Origin of the sequence: Micromonospora sp. NPDC005254, assembly GCF_042872525.1 — a bacterium.
Lineage (GTDB): Bacteria > Actinomycetota > Actinomycetes > Mycobacteriales > Micromonosporaceae > Micromonospora.
In genome coordinates this window covers 174,984-196,579 of the sequence record NZ_JBIAKM010000008.1, presented here as the reverse complement: position 1 = coordinate 196,579, position 21,596 = coordinate 174,984, and the positions used below count along the sequence as shown (strand labels likewise).

Annotated in this window: 18 protein-coding genes; 14 read left to right on the top strand and 4 right to left on the bottom strand. The window is 73.6% G+C overall.

The annotated features are described in order from the left end of the window. Positions 1–70: 70 nt before the first annotated feature. Both ACFYPR_RS24200 and ACFYPR_RS24195 read left to right on the top strand, forming a co-directional pair. Complete coding sequence (locus ACFYPR_RS24200) at positions 71–451, top strand: OB-fold nucleic acid binding domain-containing protein (protein ID WP_354862496.1); 381 nt, start codon at positions 71–73, stop codon at positions 449–451. Between the two features lie 25 nt (positions 452–476). Continuing rightward, positions 477–1,163 (top strand): DUF3159 domain-containing protein, encoded by a 687-nt coding sequence (locus ACFYPR_RS24195; protein ID WP_354862494.1) that lies wholly within the window; start codon positions 477–479, stop codon positions 1,161–1,163. Positions 1,164–1,190: 27 nt separating this feature from the next. On the opposite strand, the gene ACFYPR_RS24190 is transcribed toward ACFYPR_RS24195, so the two are convergent. Continuing rightward, positions 1,191–1,880, bottom strand: coding sequence for a TrkA family potassium uptake protein (locus ACFYPR_RS24190; protein ID WP_234587936.1), 690 nt, complete (start codon positions 1,878–1,880; stop codon positions 1,191–1,193). 3 nt (positions 1,881–1,883) lie between these two features. Beyond that, entirely contained in the window at positions 1,884–2,549 is a 666-nt protein-coding gene (locus ACFYPR_RS24185; RefSeq protein ID WP_266251020.1) for a TrkA family potassium uptake protein, read from the bottom strand. A 173-nt stretch (positions 2,550–2,722) separates the two neighbouring features. On the opposite strand from ACFYPR_RS24185, the gene ACFYPR_RS24180 reads away from it, so the two are divergent. From ACFYPR_RS24180 to dxs, 3 genes are all read left to right on the top strand, one after another. Then, positions 2,723–4,792, top strand: coding sequence for an APC family permease (locus ACFYPR_RS24180; protein ID WP_354862491.1), 2,070 nt, complete (start codon positions 2,723–2,725; stop codon positions 4,790–4,792). After that, positions 4,785–6,050: a class I SAM-dependent RNA methyltransferase gene (locus ACFYPR_RS24175; RefSeq protein ID WP_387262618.1), complete on the top strand. Its 1,266-nt coding sequence runs from the start codon at positions 4,785–4,787 to the stop codon at positions 6,048–6,050. Before ACFYPR_RS24180 ends, ACFYPR_RS24175 begins: the two co-directional genes overlap by 8 nt. Positions 6,051–6,131: 81 nt before the next feature. Then, positions 6,132–8,078, top strand: a complete 1,947-nt coding sequence (dxs, locus tag ACFYPR_RS24170) for a 1-deoxy-D-xylulose-5-phosphate synthase (RefSeq protein WP_355063976.1) — start codon at positions 6,132–6,134, stop codon at positions 8,076–8,078. Positions 8,079–8,245: 167 nt separating this feature from the next. On the opposite strand, the gene ACFYPR_RS24165 is transcribed toward dxs, so the two are convergent. Then, a complete protein-coding gene (locus ACFYPR_RS24165) occupies positions 8,246–9,445 on the bottom strand; it encodes a hypothetical protein (protein ID WP_387262616.1) in 1,200 nt (399 codons plus the stop codon). A 545-nt stretch (positions 9,446–9,990) separates the two neighbouring features. Here ACFYPR_RS24165 and ACFYPR_RS24160 point away from each other — a divergent pair. Both ACFYPR_RS24160 and ACFYPR_RS24155 read left to right on the top strand, forming a co-directional pair. After that, the gene (locus ACFYPR_RS24160) at positions 9,991–11,706 is read left to right on the top strand and encodes a hypothetical protein (protein ID WP_387184224.1); all 1,716 of its coding nucleotides are present in this window, start codon (positions 9,991–9,993) and stop codon (positions 11,704–11,706) included. Next, entirely contained in the window at positions 11,706–13,508 is a 1,803-nt protein-coding gene (locus ACFYPR_RS24155) for a hypothetical protein (protein WP_387183999.1), read from the top strand. Before ACFYPR_RS24160 ends, ACFYPR_RS24155 begins: the two co-directional genes overlap by 1 nt. Here ACFYPR_RS24155 and ACFYPR_RS24150 read toward each other — a convergent pair. After that, entirely contained in the window at positions 13,505–15,400 is a 1,896-nt protein-coding gene (locus ACFYPR_RS24150; protein WP_387262775.1) for a hypothetical protein, read from the bottom strand. The genes ACFYPR_RS24155 and ACFYPR_RS24150 overlap by 4 nt on opposite strands. A 117-nt stretch (positions 15,401–15,517) precedes the next feature. On the opposite strand from ACFYPR_RS24150, the gene ACFYPR_RS24145 reads away from it, so the two are divergent. The 7 genes from ACFYPR_RS24145 to ACFYPR_RS24115 all read left to right on the top strand — a co-directional run bounded on the left by ACFYPR_RS24145 (position 15,518) and on the right by ACFYPR_RS24115 (position 21,530). Further along, a complete protein-coding gene (locus ACFYPR_RS24145) occupies positions 15,518–16,795 on the top strand; it encodes a PQQ-binding-like beta-propeller repeat protein (RefSeq protein WP_387262613.1) in 1,278 nt (425 codons plus the stop codon). Continuing rightward, positions 16,792–18,087 (top strand): PQQ-binding-like beta-propeller repeat protein, encoded by a 1,296-nt coding sequence (locus tag ACFYPR_RS24140; RefSeq protein ID WP_387262611.1) that lies wholly within the window; start codon positions 16,792–16,794, stop codon positions 18,085–18,087. Before ACFYPR_RS24145 ends, ACFYPR_RS24140 begins: the two co-directional genes overlap by 4 nt. 85 nt (positions 18,088–18,172) lie before the next feature. Further along, positions 18,173–18,841 (top strand): response regulator transcription factor, encoded by a 669-nt coding sequence (locus ACFYPR_RS24135; protein ID WP_039907546.1) that lies wholly within the window; start codon positions 18,173–18,175, stop codon positions 18,839–18,841. Continuing rightward, complete coding sequence (locus tag ACFYPR_RS24130) at positions 18,838–20,019, top strand: HAMP domain-containing sensor histidine kinase (RefSeq protein ID WP_363938216.1); 1,182 nt, start codon at positions 18,838–18,840, stop codon at positions 20,017–20,019. The genes ACFYPR_RS24135 and ACFYPR_RS24130 overlap by 4 nt, the downstream gene beginning before the upstream one ends. 147 nt (positions 20,020–20,166) lie before the next feature. Further along, positions 20,167–20,484, top strand: a complete 318-nt coding sequence (locus tag ACFYPR_RS24125) for a VOC family protein (RefSeq protein WP_387184006.1) — start codon at positions 20,167–20,169, stop codon at positions 20,482–20,484. Continuing rightward, positions 20,481–20,942, top strand: coding sequence for a VOC family protein (locus tag ACFYPR_RS24120; RefSeq protein ID WP_355063972.1), 462 nt, complete (start codon positions 20,481–20,483; stop codon positions 20,940–20,942). Before ACFYPR_RS24125 ends, ACFYPR_RS24120 begins: the two co-directional genes overlap by 4 nt. A gap of 36 nt (positions 20,943–20,978) precedes the next feature. After that, positions 20,979–21,530, top strand: a complete 552-nt coding sequence (locus tag ACFYPR_RS24115) for a levansucrase (RefSeq protein WP_354858154.1) — start codon at positions 20,979–20,981, stop codon at positions 21,528–21,530. Positions 21,531–21,596 lie beyond the last annotated feature (66 nt).

Genomic DNA, 21,596 nt, shown 5'->3' with positions numbered 1-21,596 from the left:
TTCCGGCGTCGCCGGAGCTGGGCCGGTGCCGGCCAGCGCCGGCGAGCGTGGAGAGGGTGACGCGGAGGTCATGAAGACCGACGAGAGCCGGGTGTCGCTGCGGCGCATCCTGCAACGGTTCACCGCCAGCGAGGCCGAGATCGACGCGCAGGAGCTGCGGCAGGAGAGCGCCGATTGCGGCGGTGTCCTGGCCCAGCAGTGCTCCCGGGGCCAGCTGGTCTCGGTCGCCGGTCGGCTGCGCACCGTGGTCTACACGCCGCGCACCAACCTGCCCACCCTCGAGGCCGACCTGTACGACGGCAGCGACGTCGTCACCCTGGTCTGGCTGGGCCGGCGGCACATCTCCGGGATCGAGCCGGGGCGGCACCTGACCGCGCGCGGCCGGGTGGCCATGCGCGACGACCGCAAGGTCATCTACAACCCATACTACGAGCTGGACTCGCCGAAGTGACGGCACCGCGGACGGAAGGCCGGGCATGACCACGGGACAGCACCGGGCAGCACAGCCGGAGACCGATCCTCCGCAGGACGACGAGCCGCTGCCCACGATCGCCGAGCAGATGGCCGACCAGCTCGGCGGCTGGCGGGGGCTGGTCGAGTCCAGCATCCCGGTGGTCGTCTTCGTGCTCGCCAACATCATCGGCGACCTGCGGCCCGCCGTGATCGCCTCGGTGGCCGTCGCGCTGCTGATCGCCGGGTTGCGGCTGGCTCAGCGCCGGCCGATCCGGCACGCGGTCAACGGGCTGTTCGGGGTGGGCATCGGCGCCGCCATCGCCTGGCGCACCGGTGACGAGCGGGATTTCTACCTTCCCGGCATCCTCTACGGCATCGGCTACGGCATCGCCCTGCTGATCTCGGCGGCCATCCGGCAGCCCCTCGTCGGGTGGATCTGGTCGGTGCTGGTCGCCAAGGGCCGCTCCGAGTGGCGGGCCGACCCGAAGCTGGTGCACGTCTTCACCCGGCTGACCGTGCTCTGGGGCGTGGTGTGGCTCGCCAAGGTGGGCGTGCAGGCCGGGCTCTACCTGGCCCACCAGGACACCGCGCTGGGCGTGGCCCGGCTGGCGCTGGGCTACCCGCCGTACGCGCTGCTGCTGCTCATCACCGTCTGGACGGTGCGCCGGGTCACCCGGGAGCCGCAACCGACCCCGCTGCCCGGCGCCTGAGCGACCGTGCCGCCCGCGCCCGACGGCTCAGTGTGAGCCGCGGGTCCGCTCGACGCTGTCCGGGCCGAGGATGACCGCGCGGACATCGTCCTCCACCTCGGCGGTGCAGACGAAGATCAGCTCGTCGCCGGCCTCGATGGGGTCGTCCGGGCTGGGCACCAGGACGCGCTTGCCGCGCAGGATCGCCACCAGGGCGGAGTCGCGGGGCAGCGGCACCGCGTGCAGGGGCTGACCGACGTAGGGAGCGGTCGGCGGGAGGGTGATCTCGACGAGGTTCGCCTCGCCCTGCCGGAAGGTCATCAGCCGGACCAGGTCGCCGACGGTGACCGCCTCCTCGACCAGGGCGGCCATCACCCGGGGCTTGCTCACCGCGACGTCGACGCCCCACTGCTCGGTGAAGAGCCACTCGTTCTCCGCCCGGTTGACCCGGGCCACCACCCGGGGCACCGCGAACTCGGTCTTGGCCAGCAGCGACAGCACCAGGTTGGTCTTGTCGTCACCGGTGGCCGCGACCACCACGTCGCAGCCGGCGACGTTGGCCTCCTCCAGGCTGGCCACCTCGCACGCGTCGGCGAGCACCCACTCGGCGGCCGGCACCCGGTCCGGCCGGAGCATCTTCGGCTGCCGTTCGATCAGCATCACCTGGTGGCCGTTCTCGATCAGCTCCTGGGCGATCGAGCGGCCCACGTTGCCGGCGCCCGCGATGGCGATCCGCATGGCTCAGTGCCCCCCTTCCGGCGGGGTCGCCGCCACCGACGTGACCGTCGCCACGATGTCGTCGCTGACCAGCATGAACACCTGGTCACCCTCCTGTACGACGGTGGACGCGGTGGGCAGCGTGCCGATGCCGAAGCGGATCAGGTAGGCCACCCGAGCACCGGATGCCTCCTCCAGGACGCGCACCGGCCGGCCGATCCACTCCTTGTGCACCGGCACCTCGACGATCGACACGGTGCTCGTGGGGTCGCGGAAGATCTCCACGTTGCCCTCGGGCACGAGGTGCCGCAGCATCCGGTCGGCCGTCCAGCGCACCGTCGCCACAGTGGGAATGCCCAGCCGCTCGTAGACCTGGGCCCGGCGCTGGTCGTAGATCCGGGCCGCGACCCGGGACACGCCGAACGTCTCACGGGCCAACCGCGCCGAGATGATGTTGGAGTTGTCGCCGCTGGAGACGGCCGCGAAGGCGTCCGCGCGCTCGATGCCGGCCTGACGCAGCACCTCGCCGTCGAAGCCCGCCCCGGTCACCGTGATCCCGGCGAAGTCGGGGCCGAGCCGGCGGAAGGCGTCGGCGTCCTGGTCGATCACCGCCACCGAGTGCCCCCGGGACTCCAGGCTGTGGGCGAGGGTCGACCCGACCCGGCCACATCCCATGATCACGACGTGCACGCTGTCCCTCCCAAGGTGCGTACCGCTGCCGCTGGCCCTTTCGCCGCCGGTGGCTCCGAGTTCGAGCCTGCCACGTCCGGGTCGACAGCGGGACCGACCGTACCGCGTCCTGTCGGCCGACGGTGATCGCCCACCCCCGCGTTCTCACCGTGGTGGTCGTACCCTTGGCGTTCGTGGCCAGACCCACCTCGCTGCTGAAGCGACTGCTGCTCGGTCGACCGTTCCGGTCCGACCGACTGCAGCACACCCTCCTGCCGAAGCGCATCGCGCTGCCCGTGTTCGCCTCCGACGCGCTGTCCAGCGTCGCGTACGCGCCTGACGAGATCCTGCTGACCCTGTCCATCGCCGGGGCGTCGGCGTTCCTGTTCTCCCCGTGGATCGCCCTCGCGGTGGTCGTGGTGATGCTCACGGTGGTGGCCAGCTACCGGCAGAACGTGCACGCCTACCCCTCCGGCGGCGGCGACTACGAGGTGGCCACGGTCAATCTCGGGCCGAAGTTCGGGGTCGGGGTGGCCAGCGCCCTGCTGGTCGACTACGTGCTCACGGTGGCCGTGTCGGTCTCCTCCGGCGTGGCGAACCTCGGCTCGGTGGTGCCGTTCGTGGCCACCCACAAGGTCATGATCGCGGTGCTCGCAGTGATCCTGCTGACCGCGGTCAACCTGCGCGGGCTGCGCGAGTCGGGCACCGCGTTCGCCATCCCCACGTACGGCTTCGTGATCGTGATGGGCGCGATGCTGCTCACCGGGCTGTTCCGCGTCTTCGTGCTGGGCGACGACCTGCGTGCGCCCAGTGCCGACCTGGTCATCCAGGCCGAGCACAGCGTGACCGGTTTCGCGCTGGTCTTCCTGCTGCTGCGGACGTTCAGCTCGGGCGCCGCCGCGCTCACCGGCGTGGAGGCGATCTCCAACGGCGTGCCCGCGTTCAAGGCGCCGAAGAGCCGCAACGCCGCCACCACGCTGCTGCTGCTGGGCGCGATCGCGGTGAGCCTGCTCGTCGGGATCATCTGGCTGGCCCGGTTGACCCACCTGCAGTTCGTCGAGGACCCGGCCCTGCAGATCGTCTCGGGCCCCGACGGGTACGTGCAGAAGACGGTGACCACCCAGCTCGGCGAGACGGTCTTCGGCTCCGGCTCGTTCCTGCTCTACGTGGTGGCCGGGATGACCGCGCTCATCCTCTTCCTGGCCGCGAACACCGCGTTCAACGGCTTCCCGGTGCTCGGCTCGATCCTCGCCCAGGACCGCTACCTGCCCCGCCAGTTCCACACCCGGGGCGACCGGCTGGCCTTCTCCAACGGCATCACCTTTCTCGCCCTCTTCGCGATCGTGCTGATCGTTGGGTTCCAGGCCGAGGTGACCCGCCTCATCCAGCTCTACATCGTCGGCGTCTTCGTCTCGTTCACCGTCTCCCAGGCCGGCATGATCCGACACTGGAACCGACGCCTGCGCACCGAGCGGGACCCGGAGGCGCGCAAGCGGATGCACCGCTCCCGGGCCATCAACACCTTCGGCATGGGTCTGACCGGCACGGTGCTGGTGATCGTCCTGATCACCAAGTTCCTGCTCGGCGCCTGGATCGCGATCGCGGCGATGGCCGTGATCTACGCGCTGATGCTGGCCATCCGCCGGCACTACGACCGGGTCGCCACCGAGCTGACCCCACCGGACGAGGGCCGGGCCGTGCTGCCCGCCCGGAACCACGCGATCGTGCTGGTCAGCAAGCTGCACCAGCCGACGCTGCGGGCCATCGCGTACGCCCGGGCCACCCGGCCGGACACGCTGACCGCGGTGACCGTCAACGTGGACGAGAAGGACACCCGCGACCTGCAGGCCGACTGGGAGCGGCGGGAGATGGCGATCCCGCTCACCGTGGTCGACTCGCCGTACCGGGAGATCACCCGGCCGATCCTGGACTTCGTCGCCTCGACCCGTCGTACGTCACCGCGCGACGTCGTCACCGTCTTCATCCCGGAGTACGTGGTGGGACGCTGGTGGGAGAACCTGCTGCACAACCAGAGCGCGCTGCGCCTCAAGGGCCGGCTGCTCTTCGAACCGGGGGTGATGGTGGTCAGCGTTCCGTGGCAGCTCGCCTCGACCGCGAGCAAGAACCTGGACCGGCTGGACGCCACGCTCTCCCGGACCCCCGCGCGCGGGCCGCGGGGCACCGTGCCTGCCGCGGTCACCGCGCCGCCGCCGGACGAGTCCGGCCCGGTGGACAGCGAAACGGTCGGGAACGGCCGTGACTGAGCGGACCGCGGCGGCCTCGCCACCCGTCGGGGCCGAACGTGGCCTGGCGGAGGCGGAGCGGGTCGAGCTGATCGTCGACGCGGTCGCCCCCGGCGGGCACTGCGTGGCCCGGGTGGACGGGCAGGTGGTGTTCGTCCGGCACGCGCTGCCCGGCGAGCGGGTGATCGCCGAGGTCACCGAGGTGCACCGCGGGTTCGTCCGGGCCGACGCCGTGACCGTGCTGGAGCCTTCACCGGACCGGGTGGAGCCGCCCTGCCCGTACGCGAGGCCGGGCGCCTGCGGCGGCTGCGATCTGCAACACGTCGCCCCGGATGCGCAACTGGCCTGGAAGACCGCAGTGGTGCGCGAGCAGTTGGTCCGCCTCGGCGGGCTCACCGACGCCGAGCTGGACCTGCTCGGCGTCCAGGTCGAGGCGCTGCCGGGCGGGCTCCTGGGCTGGCGTTCGCGGGTCCGCTACGCGGTCGACGCCGCGGACCGCGCCGGCCTGCTCAAGCACCGCTCGCACGAGGTCGTGCCGATCGACCGCTGCCGGATCGCCCACCCGGCCATCCAGCAGCTGCCGGTGCTCACCCCGACCGGCACGCGCTGGCCGGCGGCCGAGGCGGTGGAGACCGTCGCCAGCACCGGCGGGGACGTGAGCGTCGCCGAGGTCCGCGACGGGGTGGCCACGCCGGTGAGCGGGCCGACCGAGGTCCGCGAGGTGGCCGCCGGGCGGGACTGGGCGCTGCCCGCGTCCGCCTTCTGGCAGGTGCACCCGGCGGCGGCGGACACCCTGTCCACGGCCGTGCTGGAGCTGCTCGACCCGCGTCCGGGCGAGGTGGCCTGGGACCTCTACGGCGGCGCCGGGCTGTTCGCCGCCGGGCTGGCCGCCCGGGTCGGCGCGTCCGGTCGGGTGACCCTGGTGGAGGCTGCCGAACAGGGCGTCGCCGCCGCCCGGGAGAACCTGGCCGACCTGCCCCGCGTGGAGGTGGTGGCGGCCCGGGTGGAGACCGCGCTGGCCCGTCGACGGATCACCGGCCCGGTCGACGTGGTGGTGCTCGACCCGCCGCGCTCCGGCGCCGGCGCTCCGGTGGTGCGCGCGCTGGCCGCCGCCGGTCCGCGGGCGGTCGCGTACGTGGCCTGCGACCCGGCCGCCTTCGCCCGGGACGTGCGCACCTTCGCCGAGCTGGGCTGGCGGCTGGCCGCGCTGCGCGGCTTCGACCTGTTTCCGATGACCCAGCACGTCGAGTGCGTCGGACTGCTGCTGCCGCCGGCCTGACCAGGCGCTCAGTCGGCTGGTCCGGTGTAAGCGGCTCGGGCCAGGCTGCGGAGTACCGGGCGGCCGATAGACTCTCCGGTCATGAGCGTTGAAGAGGACACGGCCAACCACGGTCGGTTGCTGGGGACGGTACGCGGTCCGCAGGACGTCAAGCGGATGTCGGGCGAGGAGCTGGATGTGCTCGCCGCGGAGATTCGGGACTTCCTGATCGCCAAGGTCTCCCGCACCGGCGGGCACGTCGGGCCCAACCTCGGAGTGGTCGAGCTGACGCTGGCCATGCACCGCGTCTTCGACTCCCCCCGGGACCGGCTCCTGTTCGACACCGGCCACCAGGCGTACGTGCACAAGATCCTCACCGGGCGCCAGGCCGGCTTCGACAAGCTCCGCCAGCGCGGCGGCCTCTCCGGCTACCCCAGCCAGGCGGAGAGCGAGCACGACCTCATCGAGAACTCGCACGCCTCCACCGCGCTCTCCTACGCCGACGGCCTGGCCAAGGCGTACGCCCTGCGGGGCGAGGCGCGCAGCGTCGTGGCCGTGGTCGGCGACGGCGCGCTGACCGGCGGCATGTGCTGGGAGGCGCTGAACAACATCGCCACCGCCGGCAACTCCCTCGTCATCGTGGTCAACGACAACGGCCGGTCCTACTCGCCGACCATCGGCGGTCTCGCCGACCACCTCTCCTCGCTGCGGCTCAACCCCGGCTACGAGAAGGTCCTCGACACGGTCAAGGACGCCCTGGGCTCCACGCCGCTGGTCGGCAAGCCGATGTACGAGGTGCTGCACGCGGTCAAGAAGGGCATCAAGGACGCGGTCGCCCCGCAGGCCATGTTCGAGGACCTCGGCATCAAGTACGTCGGCCCGGTGGACGGGCACGACGTGGCGGCCGTCGAGTCGGCGCTGCGCGCGGCGAAGAACTTCGGCGGCCCGGTGATCGTGCACGCCGTCACCCGCAAGGGGTACGGCTACCGCCCGGCCGAGGAGGACGAGGCGGACTGTCTGCACGGCCCCGGCAGCGCCTTCGACGTGGAGACCGGCGCGCTGCTGGCCGCCCCCTCGGTGAAGTGGACCCACGTCTTCGCCGACGAGCTGCTGGCCGTGGCCGACGAGCGGCCGGACGTGGTGGGCATCACCGCCGCCATGGCCGAGCCGACCGGCATCGCCAAGCTGGCCCGCAAGTACCCCGAGCGGGTGTACGACGTGGGCATCGCCGAGCAGCACGCCGCCACCTCGGCGGCCGGCCTGGCGCTCGGCGGTCTGCACCCGGTGGTCGCGGTCTACGCCACCTTCCTCAACCGCGCCTTCGACCAGGTCCTGCTGGACGTGGCGATGCACAAGCTGCCGGTGACCTTCGTGCTGGACCGGGCGGGCATCACCGGCCCGGACGGCCCCAGCCACTACGGCATCTGGGACATGTCGGTCTTCGGCGTGGTTCCCGGCCTGCGGATCGCCGCTCCCCGGGACGCCGCCACGCTGCGCGAGGAGCTGCGTGAGGCGCTGGCCACCGACGACGGCCCGACCGTCGTGCGGTTCCCGACCGGCGCGGTCGCCGCGGACCTGCCGGCGCTGCGCCGGGTCGGCCCGGTCGACGTGCTGGCCGAGTCGGCGCGTACCGACGTGCTGCTCGTCGCCGTCGGCTCCTTCGGCCAGCTGGGCATGGAGGTCGCCGCCCGGGTCGCCGAGCAGGGCTACGGCGTCACCGTCGTCGACCCCCGCTGGGTCCGCCCGGTCCCGGCCGAGCTGGTCGAGCTGGCCGCCCGGCACCGGCTCGTGGTCAGCGTCGAGGACGGCGTCCGCGTCGGCGGAGTCGGCGACGCTCTCGGCCAGGCCATGCGGGACGCCGACGTCCGGGTGCCGCTCAAGGACCTGGGCGTACCGGCCGACTGGCACCCGCACGGCACCCGCGCGCAGATCCTCGCCGACCTCGGCCTGACCGCCCAGGACGTCGCCCGCAACGTCACCGGCTGGATCTCCGGCCTGGACGCCACCCCGGACCGGCTGACCCCCACGAAGACCCCGGCCCAGAACTGACCCGGCTCGACCGACGGCGGGCGGCCCCTACGGGCCCGCCCGCCTCGGCGTGCCGCGCCACACCCTTGCGCGGTCGATCATGGAGTTGTGGTGCCGCACAGAACGGGCAAAGACGTATGCGACGCCCACCAGGAGTCCATGATCGACCGGGTTGGGGGGTTGGGGGGTTAGCGGGGGTGGGGGCTTACTGAGCGGTAGTGGGTCTTGTCGGTGTTGGCGAGGCTGTAGGTCTGGGTGCTGGCCGGCTCGGGGACGACCACCAGGCCGGGGCGCTCCACCAGCAGCGGGGTGCCGGGCGGCACCGAGAGGGAGCTGTCCCGGGTGGCCCGCCAGCTGAGCACCACAAGCGGCTGGCCGGGCACCGGCAGCTGGTACGTCTGCAACGGCGTGGCCCGGTCGGCCGGTGAAACCACCGGCGCGCTCCCGTCCGCCGGCCGGTAGACGACCGCGGTCATCGTGCCGGCGTCGGTGTCCCAGCTGAGCTGCTGCAACTCGGCCGGCTCGCCGCCGCCGAGAGCCACCTCACCGAGCGAGCGGACCGAGAGCTTCGCCATCGGCCAGGACGTCGGCACCGACTTCGGCGCGTCCCGGTCGCCGATCCGTCGCGGAATACTGCCGAACGGACCCCGCTCGCCGGCCAGCACGCAGGTGTCCAGGCCGGTGAGCGCCCGCCGGCCCGCGCCGGACTCGTCACGAACCAGCGGATAGCGCGGGTCGGTCGTGCCGGTGCCCAGGTCGAGCAGCCGGTCGGCGGCCCGCCCGCGGGGCAGCGACTCGGTGGCCCGCAGGGTCGCCGTCACGCCGACCGCCGTGCAGGCCGGCACGTCGACCGGGGCGCTGAGGCCGTCGGCGACGGTCAGCGCCCGGCCCTGCGGCCCGAGCAGTTGCTGCACCCGGGCGGAGACCAGGTAGCGCCGACCACCTGCCGTCTGCACCGGCAGGACGTCGGAGTAGACCAGGTAGCCGGGGTCGGTGTACTCGGTGGCGCGGGCGATCGCGTACCGGCCGTCGTCGCCGGTGAGTTGCAGCAGCCAGGAGGCGCTCTCACCGGGCACGTCGGCCGCGACCAGGGCCACCGGCGCCCCGTCGACCCGGCCCGAGAAGAGGATGCCGGACGAGGGCAGGTGCGCCCGGTCGTCGGCCGGCGAGCGCCAGTCGCGGACGGCCCTGGTGACCGCCGCCGTCGCCGCCGCGTCACCGGCCAGGTCGCCCCGGGGCGGCCACACCGCCAGCGTGCCGTCGAGGCTGTCGTACCCCACCCGCAGGTCGCGGGGCGTGCGCTCCGCGACGGGACCGCACGCGGTGGCGGTCAACAGCGCGGTCAGCAGGACGCTGAGCGCCCTGCCGTGCCGGCGGCCCGGAGTCACCTGATCCGCCCCCGATCGCCTCGCCGTCGTTGTGGGAAAGCGCCATAGTACGAGATGTCCGACGCGACGCTGCCGCTGGCCGGCCCCGCACCCACCACAATGGACGTCACCGGGGCTTTAGTGCCTTTTCGCCGCTCGGGTAGACTCCGCCGACTGTGACGCCTGCCGAGTCCCGCGCCCTGTCCGCGCCGCACCCGGAGGCGGCCGGCCCCGACGAGACAGTGAGCCACCACACTCCCACCGCTTCCCGGGCCAGGGCCGTCGGCGGCTCCGCTGCTCCGGCCGCCCGTGCCGGTGCCGGCGTGCGCACCGTTGAGCGCGAGCCCGAGCCCGCACCCGCCACGACGGCGGTCGCCGCCGCGCCGGCCGAAGCCCCACCGGCAGCGCCGGTCGAGACCCCGGCAGCGCCGCCGGCCCGAGCCACCCCGGCTGGCGTACCCGTCGAAGTCACCCCGGCTGGCGTACCCGCGCAAGGGGACGGCGACGAGGGGACTGCCGGGCCGCGTCGACGTCGGTGGGCCCGCTGGACCCGGCGACGGCAGCACCTGGCGGTCGGCGCGCTGTTCCTGCTCGCCGCGCTCTGGGTGACCAGCCGGATCTGGCTGGACCCGGCCGGCCGGGTGGCGTCGCTCTACACCGGAGACCCGGCCCAGGTGCAGTTCTTCCTCGCCCACTCGGTGCGGGTGGTGCTGCACGGCGAGTACCCGTTCTACACCGAGCAGTTCAACTACCCCGACGGCGTCAACCTGATGGCCAACACGGCGGTGCTGGCGCTGGGCATCCCGATGGTGCCGGTGACCCTGCTGTTCGGGCCGGCGGTGTCCTTCGTGGTGCTGGTGACGCTCGGCCTCGCCGGCACCGCGATGGCCTGGTACCTCGTGCTGCGCCGCCACGTCGTGCGTACGCCGCTCGCGGCCGCGGCGGGCGGCTGGTTCTGCGGGTTCTCCCCGGCGATGCTCTCGCACGCCAGTTGGCACCCGAACATCATCAGCCAGTTCCTGCTGCCGTTCATCGTCTGGCGGGTGCTGGTGCTCACCCGCTCGCGCCGGCCGGTCCGCGACGGTGCCCTGCTCGCCCTGCTCGTCACCGCGCAGGCGTTCATCAACGAGGAGATCCTGCTCTTCACGGCGCTGGCCTGCGGGATCTTCCTGCTCGCGGTGGTGGCCCAGGAGCCGGCCCGCTGGCGGGCGTCGTGGCGACCGCTGGCCGCCGGCCTCGCCGCCTGCGCGCTGCTGGCCGGGGCGCTGCTGGCGTACCCGCTGTACGTGCAGTTCGCCGGGCCGATGGCGTACCACGGGCTCAGCGACGCCGTGCAGGACTACGGCAACGACATCGCCGCCTTCTTCGCCCCCGGCTCGGCCACCCTCGGCGGCAACCAGCGGGCCAACGTCAACCTGGCCCCGAACTACTCCGAGGAGAACGCCTTCTTCGGCTGGAGCCTGTCGCTGCTCGCCGTCGGCGTCGTGGTGTGGCTGCGGCGGGAGATGGTCGTGCGGGCGCTCGCCGCGACCGGTGGCTTCTTCGCCCTGCTCTCCCTCGGCGAGCGGATCTCCTGGTGGGACCGGGAGCTGATCACCGGGCCGTGGGAGTTGCTGGTGCACCTGCCCCTGCTGGACGCGGTCGTGCCGACCCGGTTCGGCCTGATCACCACTGTGGTCATCGGTCTGCTGCTCGCGCTCGCCGTCGAGCGGGCCTGGGAGCTGCGCCCGGCCGACCGGCGTACCGTCCGGACGCTCACCGCCGCCGGCCTGGCGTTCGCGCTGCTGCCGATCGCCCCGATGCCGCTGCGGATGGTGTCCCGGCCGCCGGTGCCGGAGTTCATCACCGCCGACCGCTGGCGGGCGTACGTCGGCCCGGACCAGACGCTGGTGCCGATCCCGGTGCCCAGCATGGGCAACACCCACGGCATGCGTTGGGCGGCGGCCACCAACCTCGACTTCAAGATCCCGGGTGGCTACTTCCTCGCCCCCCGCAACGGCAACACCGGCGACCCCGGTCGGTTCGGCGGCCGGCCCAGCGGGGTGGGCCAACTGCTGGAGGAGGTGGCGACCACCGGCCGGACCCCCAAGCTGGACGACCGGCAGCGTCGGCGCTTCACCGACGAGCTGCGGCACTGGCACGCGGCGATCCTGGTGCTGCCGGTTCGTCAGCAGCACGTCGAACCGCTGCGGCGTACCGTCGAGGAGCTGGTCGGCCCCGGTCGCCAGGAGCTGGACGTCTGGGTGTGGGACGTTCGGACGCTGACCGACCGCTCGGTCTGATGTCCACCGGAACGACGTCGTCGCCGACGGAGACGGCGACGGTCGGTCCGCCCACCGCGCGCCCACCCCGGCCGGCGTGGCTGCCGGACGCGTTGGTCATCGCCGGCTACCTGGGGCTGGCGGTGCTGCTGACCAGCGCCCAGTGGGGCCACCCCGGGCGGCTGTTCCACCAGGCCGGCGACCAGGTGCTCTTCGAGTGGATGCTGGCCCACGCGGCACACGCCGTCGTCGCGGGGGAGAACCCGCTCTTCAGCACCGCCCTGAACGCGCCGGACGGGGTCAACCTGATGGCGAACACCTCGGTGCTCGGCCTCGGTGTCCCGCTGGCCCCGGTCACGCTGCTGTTCGGCTCGCAGGTGGCGTTCTGCGTGGCGGTGGTCTGCTGCCTCGCCGGCACCGCCACGGCCTGGTACGCGCTGCTGCGCCGTCGACTGGTCACCGCCCGCTCCGCGGCGGCGCTCGGCGGGCTGGTCTGTGGCTTCGCCCCCGGCATGATCGCCCAAGCCGGGGCGCATCTGCACGTGGCCGCCCAGTTCCTGCTACCGGCGATCCTCGCCCTGGTGTTTCGTCCCGGGTCGAGCCCGCGCCGGGTGTGGCGGCCCGGTGTCGGCCTCGGGCTGCTGCTCGTGTGGCAGGTGTTCATCGGCGAGGAGGTGCTCGTCTTCCTGGCGCTCGCCGCCGGGGTGTTCGCGCTGGGCTACGCCCTCGCCGACCGGGCCGCGGCCCGCCGCCTCGCGCCGGCCCTGCTCGGTCGACTCGCGGTGGCGGCCGTGGTGGCGGTGACGCTGCTGGCGTACCCACTGTGGTTCCAGTTCCACGGGCCGCAGCACTACACCGGGATGGCCTTCGCCGCGCACGGCTTCCAGCTCGACGCCGCGTCGTTCACCGCGTCGGCCCGGCAGACCGTGCTCGGTGACGACTGGCTGCCGGGGCTGCTCTCACCGAACCCGACCGAGGAGAACTCGTTCTTCGGCCCCGGCCTGCTGGTGCTCGCCGTGGTCATCGTGATCTGGCTGTGGCGACGGCCGCTGGTCCGCGCGCTGGCCGGCTGCGGTGTCGTCTTCGCCCTGCTGTCGCTCGGCACCGACCTGCGGGTGGACGGCAACGCCACAGGCGTCGCGGGCCCGTACCGGCTGGTCGCCGGGTTGCCGCTGCTCGACCTCGCGGTGCCGGCCCGGTTCGCGCTGGTCTGCGTGCCGGTGCTGGGTGTCCTGGTGGCGCTCTTCGTGGACCGGGTGCGGGCGGCTCGCCGGTCACCGGCCGTGCCGGGACTGCCGGTACGACTGCTGGGGGCGGGAGCGGTGGCCGCCGCGCTGCTGCCGCTGACGCCGACGCCGATCCGGGCGGTGCCGGTCGCGCCGGTGCCGGGGTTCGTCGCCGACGGCGGGTGGCGGTCGCTGGTGCCTGCGGGCCGGACCGTGGTGGCGGTGCCCCCGGTGACCGGCGCCGCGCTGAGCCCGGTGATGCTCTGGTCCGCCCGCACCGGCCTGGCGTTCCGCGCCCCGGGCGGGTACTTCATCGGGCCGAGTGGTCCGGACGACCCGGCGGCCCGCTGGGGCGCCCCGGACCGGCCCACCGCCGTGCTGCTGCGCCGGGTCGCCGAGACCGGCGCGGTGCCGGTGCTCACCGAGGCCGACCGCCGCCAGGCCGTCGACGACCTGCGGCACTGGCGGGCCGCCGTGGTGGTGCTCGGCCGGTCGACGCACGACGAACCGGTCCGCCGGACAGTCGAGGAGCTGCTCGGCCCCGGCCGCCCGGTCGACGGCGGGTGGCTGTGGGACGTCCGGACGCTGGTCGGCTAGCGCTGATCCACAAGCGCGCGGACATCCCAGACCCAGACGTCGTCGACCCGCTGCGGCGGCCCGATCAGTGCGGTGACCAGCTCGCGTAGCACCGCCTCGCGCGGGTGTGCGCCGAGCACCACCACCGACGCCCGCCAGAACAGGAGGTCCTCGACGGCCTGGCGGCGGTTCTCGTCGGTGAGGACCGGGACCGCGTTGGCGTCCATCGTGGAGTAGATGAGGCTGCTGGTGGGCCGGTTCGGTGCGCCGAAGACGCCCTCGCCCAGCTCGTTGGGGCCGATGAAGTAGCCGCCCGGGACGGGGAACTCCTGCCCGGTCAGGGCACTCCAGCGCAGCGTGGGCAGGCCGTGCACGTTGCTCGGGATCGGCACCGGCACGAGGGTCCGGCCCTCCGGCACGTACGGTCGCCAGCCGCCGGCGGTGATGAAGTGCGGCGGCGGGTCGATCTGCTGGGCGGGCAGCGGCCGGGGGAAGAGCGGCAGCAGGGCGAGGGCGACCGCCGCGTACCCCAGCGGGCGCAGCCACCGGCGCCGCGGCGCGGCCAGCGCGGTCGCGGCCGGCTCGTCGGACGTCGCCGGCTCCCCGGCGCGCGGTGCCGGCACGCGGCCCGGCGCGGCCACCGGGCGGCCCTGTCGGTGCGCCGCGTCCCAGGTCAGCGCCAGCAGCACGCCCACCGCGGCGGCGACCACCAGGGTCAACCGGGTCGGCATCATCATCTCGACCAGGGGCAGGTCGTCCGGCACGTACGACCAGGGGCCGCGCACCCCGGTCTCCACGCCGTCGAAGCGCACCCGCGGCCCGATCGCGGCCACCGTGAAGACCACGATCAGCACCGCGACGATCCGGGCGGCCAGCGAACGGCGCACCAGCAGCACGAGGGCCACCACCGACAGCAGCACCAGCGGCCAGCCGAACCAGGTGTTCTGCTCGGTCATGCCGATCGTCTGCTCCACCGCCGGGTCGCCCGCCCAGGTGTCCCGGGCGAAGGTCACGAACGCGACCAGGTCCTCGCCCCAGTTGTGGAACACGCCACCCTGCAGCCCGCGGTAGGACTGCGGGCCGTTGAACTGGAACCAGATCGGGTACGCCGCCAGCAGCAGCGCCAGCCCACCGGCGACGCCCATCCCGGCCAGGAACGGCCCGGCCGCGGCGCGCGTCGCCCGTGGCCGCTGCACCGCGTACGCCAGCACGACGACCAGGCAGGCCAGCGCGGTGAGCAGCAGCATCTCCTCGTTGATGAAGATCTGGTAGGTCACCAGCACCCCGAGCGCCAGCCCGTTGCGCCGCCACCGGCCCGGCTCGCCCATCCGCAGCACCCGCACCACGATCAACGGCAGCAGGAAGTTGGACACGAAGTTGGGCTGGCCGTTGGCGTGGTGGATGATGCCCGGCGCGAAGCCGAGGAACGCCCCGCCGACGAAGGCTGCCGCCCGGGAGCGCACCAGGTGCCGCGAGAGCATCCAGTAGGCGGTGCCGGCGGTGGCCGCCAGAGCGCCACCCAGGTAGAGCGCGTACGTGACCTGCGGACCGAACAGCATCGTCAGTGGCGACAGCGGCAGGGTCACCCCGAGCAGCGAGGTGTTGGCCATCATGTTCACCCCGTCCGGGGCGTTCTGCCGGGCCGTGAACAGCGGGTTCTCCAGGTGCTGCACCGAGTACGCGCCGTGCGCGAACAGCCACTCGAACCAACTGTGGTCGGTGGGCAGGTGCGAGGACACCCGGCCGGTCACGTCCCCCCAGTAGTGGAGGCAGACGAAGACGCCCAGCACCACATAGGCTCCGAGGGCCAACAGGTCGGCTCGGGCCGGACGGCGTCGAGGCCGCCGTGTCGGCTCGACCTCGGCCGGCTCGGCGTCGGTCACGGGATTCAGCGAGGGGTCTACCACCGGCACAGCCACGACGCGCCATCGTACAGGCGAGGATGCGTCGCTTTTGCCGGGCCGGTACGCCCACGGCCGGTTTGCCGGGGCCGCCCCCGGCCGACCCGACCGGCGATGGAGGGACGGTCGTTGTCGATCATCGAGCTGGGCGAGGTCCGGGACGAGCCCGAGTCGCGGGCGACGGCCCGCCGACCGCGCGCCGCCGGCCGTCGGCTGCGCAGCGCGGCGGTGCTGCTGCTGGCCCTCGTCACGCTGGCCAGCGCGACCCCGGTGCGGCAACGGATCGTGACGTCGGTGCCGGCCTCGCCGGGCGCCTCGGTGTACCTCACCGAGGACGCCATCGTCGTGGTCGACACGTCGACTCCCATCGGCGACCGGTACCTGACCGCCTACGGCCGTCCCGGGCCGCGGGGCGGGGACAGCGTGCGGCTCCGGTGGCGCGCACCGCTGGAACGCAGCGGCGACTTCCTGGCGGTCTGGGGCGACCGCGGGATGCTGCTGGCGGTGGGTGCCAGCACCGCGAACGGGGTGCTGGAGACCACCGCCTTCGACGCCGGGACGGGCCAGCGGCGCTGGCGCCAGCCGGGAATCGCCAGGCGAACGGCCGACGGGGGCCTGCTCCTCGCGAACGACCTGGGCGACGGGCCGGGCACGGTGAGCCGGGTGGTGCCCGACACCGGCCGGGTGCTCTGGTCGGTGCCCATCCCGTCCGGCAGCCCCGACTACCACGGGCCGGCGGGTCAGGTCGACCAGATCGTGTTCGTCCAGCCGACCGGTGAGCTGCAGGTGTACGACGCCGGCAGCGGCGACCTGCTGCGCAGCGTCGACACGTTGCCCGGTGCCCGGTCGGCGTTCCAGCGGGTGCAGGTCGTGGACGACCTCGTGCTGCTCGTCCCGCCCGGCAGCACCGGGCTGGTCGCCTTCCGGCTGCCCGGACTGGACCGGGTGTGGACGTCGTCGGTGCCGCTGGTGGCCTGGGCGGTCCCGTGTGCGGACCTGCTCTGCACGGTCCAGCAGACCGGCGCCATCCAGACCATCGACCCCGCCACCGGCGCCGTTCGCTGGTCGGACCCGGGGCCGGACACGTTGGTCGACGTCCGGCGGGACATGTTGCTGGTGGCCGCGCCCGAGCAACGGTACGCGGTGCGGGACGCGCAGACCGGGCGGGAACGCGCTGAGCTGGGCCGGTGGCAGCTGGTGGACCAGCTACGCCGCGACGACCCGCTGGTCGGCGTACGCCCGACGCCCGACGGCCGGCTCGTCGTCGCCGAGCTGGACCTCACCGCCGGTCGGACGCGGATCCTGGACGTGCTGCCGGGCGTGGTCGGTGGGTGCCAGGCGGCGCTGCCCGTCCTGCTCTGCCGCCGCCTCGACGGCTCGACCGCGCTGTGGCGGTTGCCCCGGTGACCGGTCCGGTGATCGATCTCGGGGAGCTGCGGCACGGGCCGGACCCCGACACCGTCCGGCTGCTCCGCCCGCCGCTGGCCCGGCAGCGGCCCCTGCGCTGCGCGCTGGTAGTGCTGCTGGTGCTCGCCGGCCTCGCCGGTTCGGGGCCGTTGCACCGGCGCGAGGTGGTGACGGTGCAGGCCGAGCTCGGCGGCGACGCGCTGGTCTCCGACGACCTCTTCGTCCTCGTCGAGCCGCTCGGCCGAACGGGGCAGCGGCGGCTCACCGCCACCCGGTTGCCCAGCGGCGAGCCGGCCTGGCAGGTGCCGTTGCCGACCGAGGGCCGGTACTGGGGAGTCGCGCAGCAGGGCGAGACGCTGCTGGTCACCGGCCACGAGGTCGGCCCGGACAGTCAGGGGACGCTCACGATGGCGCTGGACCGCCGGACCGGGGCGTACCGCTGGCAGCAGCCCGGCAACCCCGCCGCGCTTCCCGACGGCAACATCCTCATGTGGTCCGCCGGCAGCGACGACCAGCTGGACACCCTGCGCGGGGTCGACCCGTGCTGCGGGACCGTGCGCTGGCAGGTGCCGATCAGCCCCGGCGGTGAGTTCGTCTTCCACGACGGCGAGCACGGGGTGGACCGCGTGGTCGTCGTCCGCCTGCGCGGGTCGACCGAGGTCCGCGACGCGACCACCGGCGCGGTGCTGGCCCGCACCGACCTGGGCGCCTCCGGCGGTGGGTCCAGCCTGTCCGTGCAACTGGCGGACGACCTGCTGCTCACCATCGGCGGTCCGTCGGCCACGATCACCGCGTATGGGCTCGACGACCTGCGCCAGCGGTGGCGTGTGCCCGCCGGCGAGGCGCTGTACGCGTCGGACTGTGGCGTCGTCATCTGCGTGCAGACCCGCTCCGGCGGGCTGCGGGCGCTCGACACCGCCACCGGTCGGGACCTCTGGGGGAGCGACCGCTGGGGGTGGGTCTGGCCCTACGCCGGTCGGCTGGTGGCCACCACGGTGAGCAGCGCCGGGCCGGGCGCGGAGGAACTCGTCGTGCTCGACCCACCGACCGGCCGGGTGCTGGCCGAGCTGGGTCGGTGGGAGCTGGCCCGGTTCGCCCTCGGCGACCCGCTGATCGGCGTACGCCGCCATCCCGACGGGGGCCTGCTCGTCGCCGAGCTGGACGTCGCCGGTGGCCGGGCACGGATGCTGGACGTGTTGCGGGACGCGACCGGGGACTGTCAGGCCCTCACCGGGCGACTGCTCTGCCGGCGCCGAGACAGCGCGTACGGGCTGTGGCGGTTGCCTGGCTGACCACCGCCGGGTCGGTGTGGGCGGCGAGGGAGGATTGTTGCCCGCCGGCACTAGGTTGTCGGTGGTCAGCAGCGAGGAGGCCGGGATGCGGGTACTGGTGGTGGAGGACGAACGCAACCTCGCCGACGCGATCGCGCGTGGATTGCGCAAGCGGGGCATGGCGGTGGACGTGGCGTACGACGGCGACGCCGGCCACGAGGCGGCGTTCGTCACCCGGTACGACGTGGTGGTGCTCGACCGCGACCTGCCCGGCGTGCACGGCGACCAGATCTGCGCCGACCTCGCCGCCTCCGGGGCGCTGACCCGGGTGCTGATGCTGACCGCGAGCGGCACGGTGGCCGACCGGGTGGAGGGGTTGCAGCTCGGGGCGGACGACTACCTGCCCAAGCCGTTCGCGTTCGACGAGTTGGTCGCCCGGGTGCAGGCACTGGGCCGGCGGGCCACCCCGGCCGCGCCGCCGGTTCTCGAACTGGCGGACCTGGTGCTGGACCCGGCCCGCCGGGTCGCCACCCGCGCCGGTGTGCCGATGGACCTGACGAACAAGGAGTTCGGCGTGCTCAGTGAGCTGCTCAAGGCCCGGGGCGCGGTGGTGTCCAGCGAGGAGCTGTTGGAGCGGGTGTGGGACGCCAACACCGACCCGTTCACCACAATCGTCCGGGTGACCGTCATGACGCTGCGTCGAAAGCTCGGCGACCCGCCGTTGATCGAGACGGTGGTGGGGGCCGGCTACCGCACGGCCGAGGTCCTGCCGTGAGCCGGCCGGGGCGGTTGCGACCCACCCTGCGGTTGCGGCTGACGCTGCTCAACGGGGTGCTGCTGGTCGGCGCGGGCGCGATCCTGGTGCTGCTGGCCTGGCTGCTGGTCCGTGACGCGCTGCGGCCCACCGACGAGCTGCTGCCCGGCACGACGGTGCTGCTCTCCGACGGTGGGCGGATGGACGCCGCCCAGTGGCAGCGGGAGCTGGTCGACGCCGCCTCCGGGGAGCTGCTGGCCAAGGGCCTGGTCGCGCTGTTGGCGATCAGCGTGGTCGGGGTGGCCGGCGCGTACGCCGTGGCCGGCCGGGCGCTACGGCCCCTGCACCAGGTGACCGCGACCGCCCAGCGGCTCGGCGAGGCGACGCTGGACCAGCGGATCGGCTACTCGGGCGCGGACGACGAGGTCGCCGAGCTGGCCAAGACGTTCGACGCGATGCTGGACCGGATCGCGTCCGCGTTCGAGGCGCAGAAGCGCTTCGTGGCCAACGCCTCGCACGAGCTCCGGACCCCGCTCGCCGTGATGCGGACCGAGATCGACGTGACGCTCAGCGACGACGACGCGGACGCCGCCGAGTACCGCCGGATGGCGACCGTCGTCCGGGACGCCTCGGAGCGGGCGAACAGCCTGGTGGACGCGCTGCTGGTGCTGGCCCGCAGCGAGGCGCAGGCCGGGCGGCGGCTGGGCCGGCGTACCGAGTGCGACCTCGCGACGGGCACCGCCAACGCGCTGTCGGCGATGCGCCGCGAGGTGGAGCGGATCGGCCTGCGCGTGCAGACGTCGCTGCAATCCGCGCCGGTGGTCGGCGATCCGGGGTTGCTCGACCGGCTGGCCGGCAACCTGATCGAGAACGCGGTCCGCTACAACCACCTGCACGGTCGGCTCTGGGTGCGTACCGGCACCGACGGCGACCGCTCGTGGCTGGTGGTGGGCAACACCGGTTTCGAGGTCGACCAGGCCGACGTGCCCGGACTGTTCGAGCCGTTCCGGCGCGGTGGCCGGGAACGCACCGGGGCGCGCGGCTCCGGCCTGGGCCTGTCCATCGTCCGGGCGGTCTGCCAGGCGCACGGCGGCACCGTCCGGGTGATCGCCCAGCCCGGCGGCGGCCTGGAGGTGACGGTCACCCTGCCGACCGCGGACGCCCCGGCGGTGACCGGTGCGGTGACCACCACCGGCTGAACGGGGTTGCACACGGCGCTCGGCCGGTGGCAAGATCACGCCGTCAGCTCGGAGGCGAAGGGGGGTACGTCGATGTCCACCAGTCAGGGCTCCGCACCCCGGGTCGTCGCCGGCTGACCCCGGGCAGCGGAGCGTCCCCATCCGCGCATGGAGGGACCACCCGTGTATCCACGGATCCGCAACATCAGTTTCGACTGCCACGACACGTACTCCCTGGCCGGCTTCTGGTCGGCGGTGCTCGGCTACGCCCGGCACAGCGAGGACGTTCCGGGTGATCCGGAGGCGGTAATCCGCGACGAGGAGATCGAGCGGGTGCTCGGCCTCGGCGCCACGATGGTCGCCGACCGGCGGCATGCCGACGGGACGGGTTGGGCGGTGCTGGCCGACCCGGAGGGCAACGAGTTCTGCGTGCTGCGCAGCGCCGGGGAACGTGTCGCCATCACCACTGTGGAGGACCAACCGTGAGTTCCACGATCCACAACATCAGCTTCGACTGCCGCGACACGTACGCCCTGGCCGGTTTCTGGTCGCAGGTCTTCGACTGCCCCCGGCAGCCCGACGACTTCCCGGGCGACCCGGAGGCGATGCTCCTGCCGCCGGGCGGGCCGGAGGTGCTGTTCATCGCCGTGCCCGAGGGCAAGGCGGTGAAGAACCGACTGCACCTGGACCTGGAGCCGGCCGACCGGTCGCGGGCCGACGAGGTCGAGCGGCTGCTCGGCATCGGCGCGGTGCACGTCGCGGACCAGATCCGGCCGGACGGCTCCGGCTGGGTGGTGCTCGCCGACCCGGAGGGCAACGAGTTCTGCGTGCTGCGCAGCGCGGCCGAGCGGGCCGCGTCACCGGCGGGCGTGGCGGCGACGGGTGACGTCGAGCCGGTCCAGGCGCTGGAGACGGCCGCCGGGGATCCTGTCGCGTCGCCGTGATCCACGGGACGGCGTAACAGGTTGGCGTGGTGTTGGATGAGCGACCACAGCAGCCAGATGAAGGATGTGTGGGCAGATATGGACACGACGGCGACCGAGCCGGTGCAGGCGTACCTCACCGCGACCGGCGAGCGGCTTCGGGCCGACGGCTGCGAGGTGCGGACCGAGGACTGGGGCGGCGTACCGGTGCTGATCGGCTACCGGGGCGACTTCAGGATGCGGTGGATGGCGACCAAGCTGCATTTGTTCACGGTCGCCGCGCCGACGACGCTGGTCACGGCGGACGCTCTGCAGAGGTTCACCGCCACGGCGATGGACTACGTGTTGGCCCGCAAGGGGCAGCTGCGTGGCTTTCAGAACGGCGTGGCCGTGTTCCCCGCCCTGGTCGGCACTCAGGTCGAGCCGGCGGCCTCGGCGTGGGCGCAGGGGGGCCAGCAGATGAAGTTCGCCGCGGTGGCCCGTCCGGTGGCGGTGGACGCCGGCAGCGGCACGGCCAGCGCGTACCGCGGCAATCCGGCGCTCGGCTTCATCTACGCGGCCCACCTGCGGAGCAAGTTGAACGCGTACTTCCCGGTGGCCGGAGCCTGAGCGGTCCGTGACGTACGGCGGGGCCCCGGTCACCGTGAGGTGGCCGGGGTCCCGGTCGTGCACGGG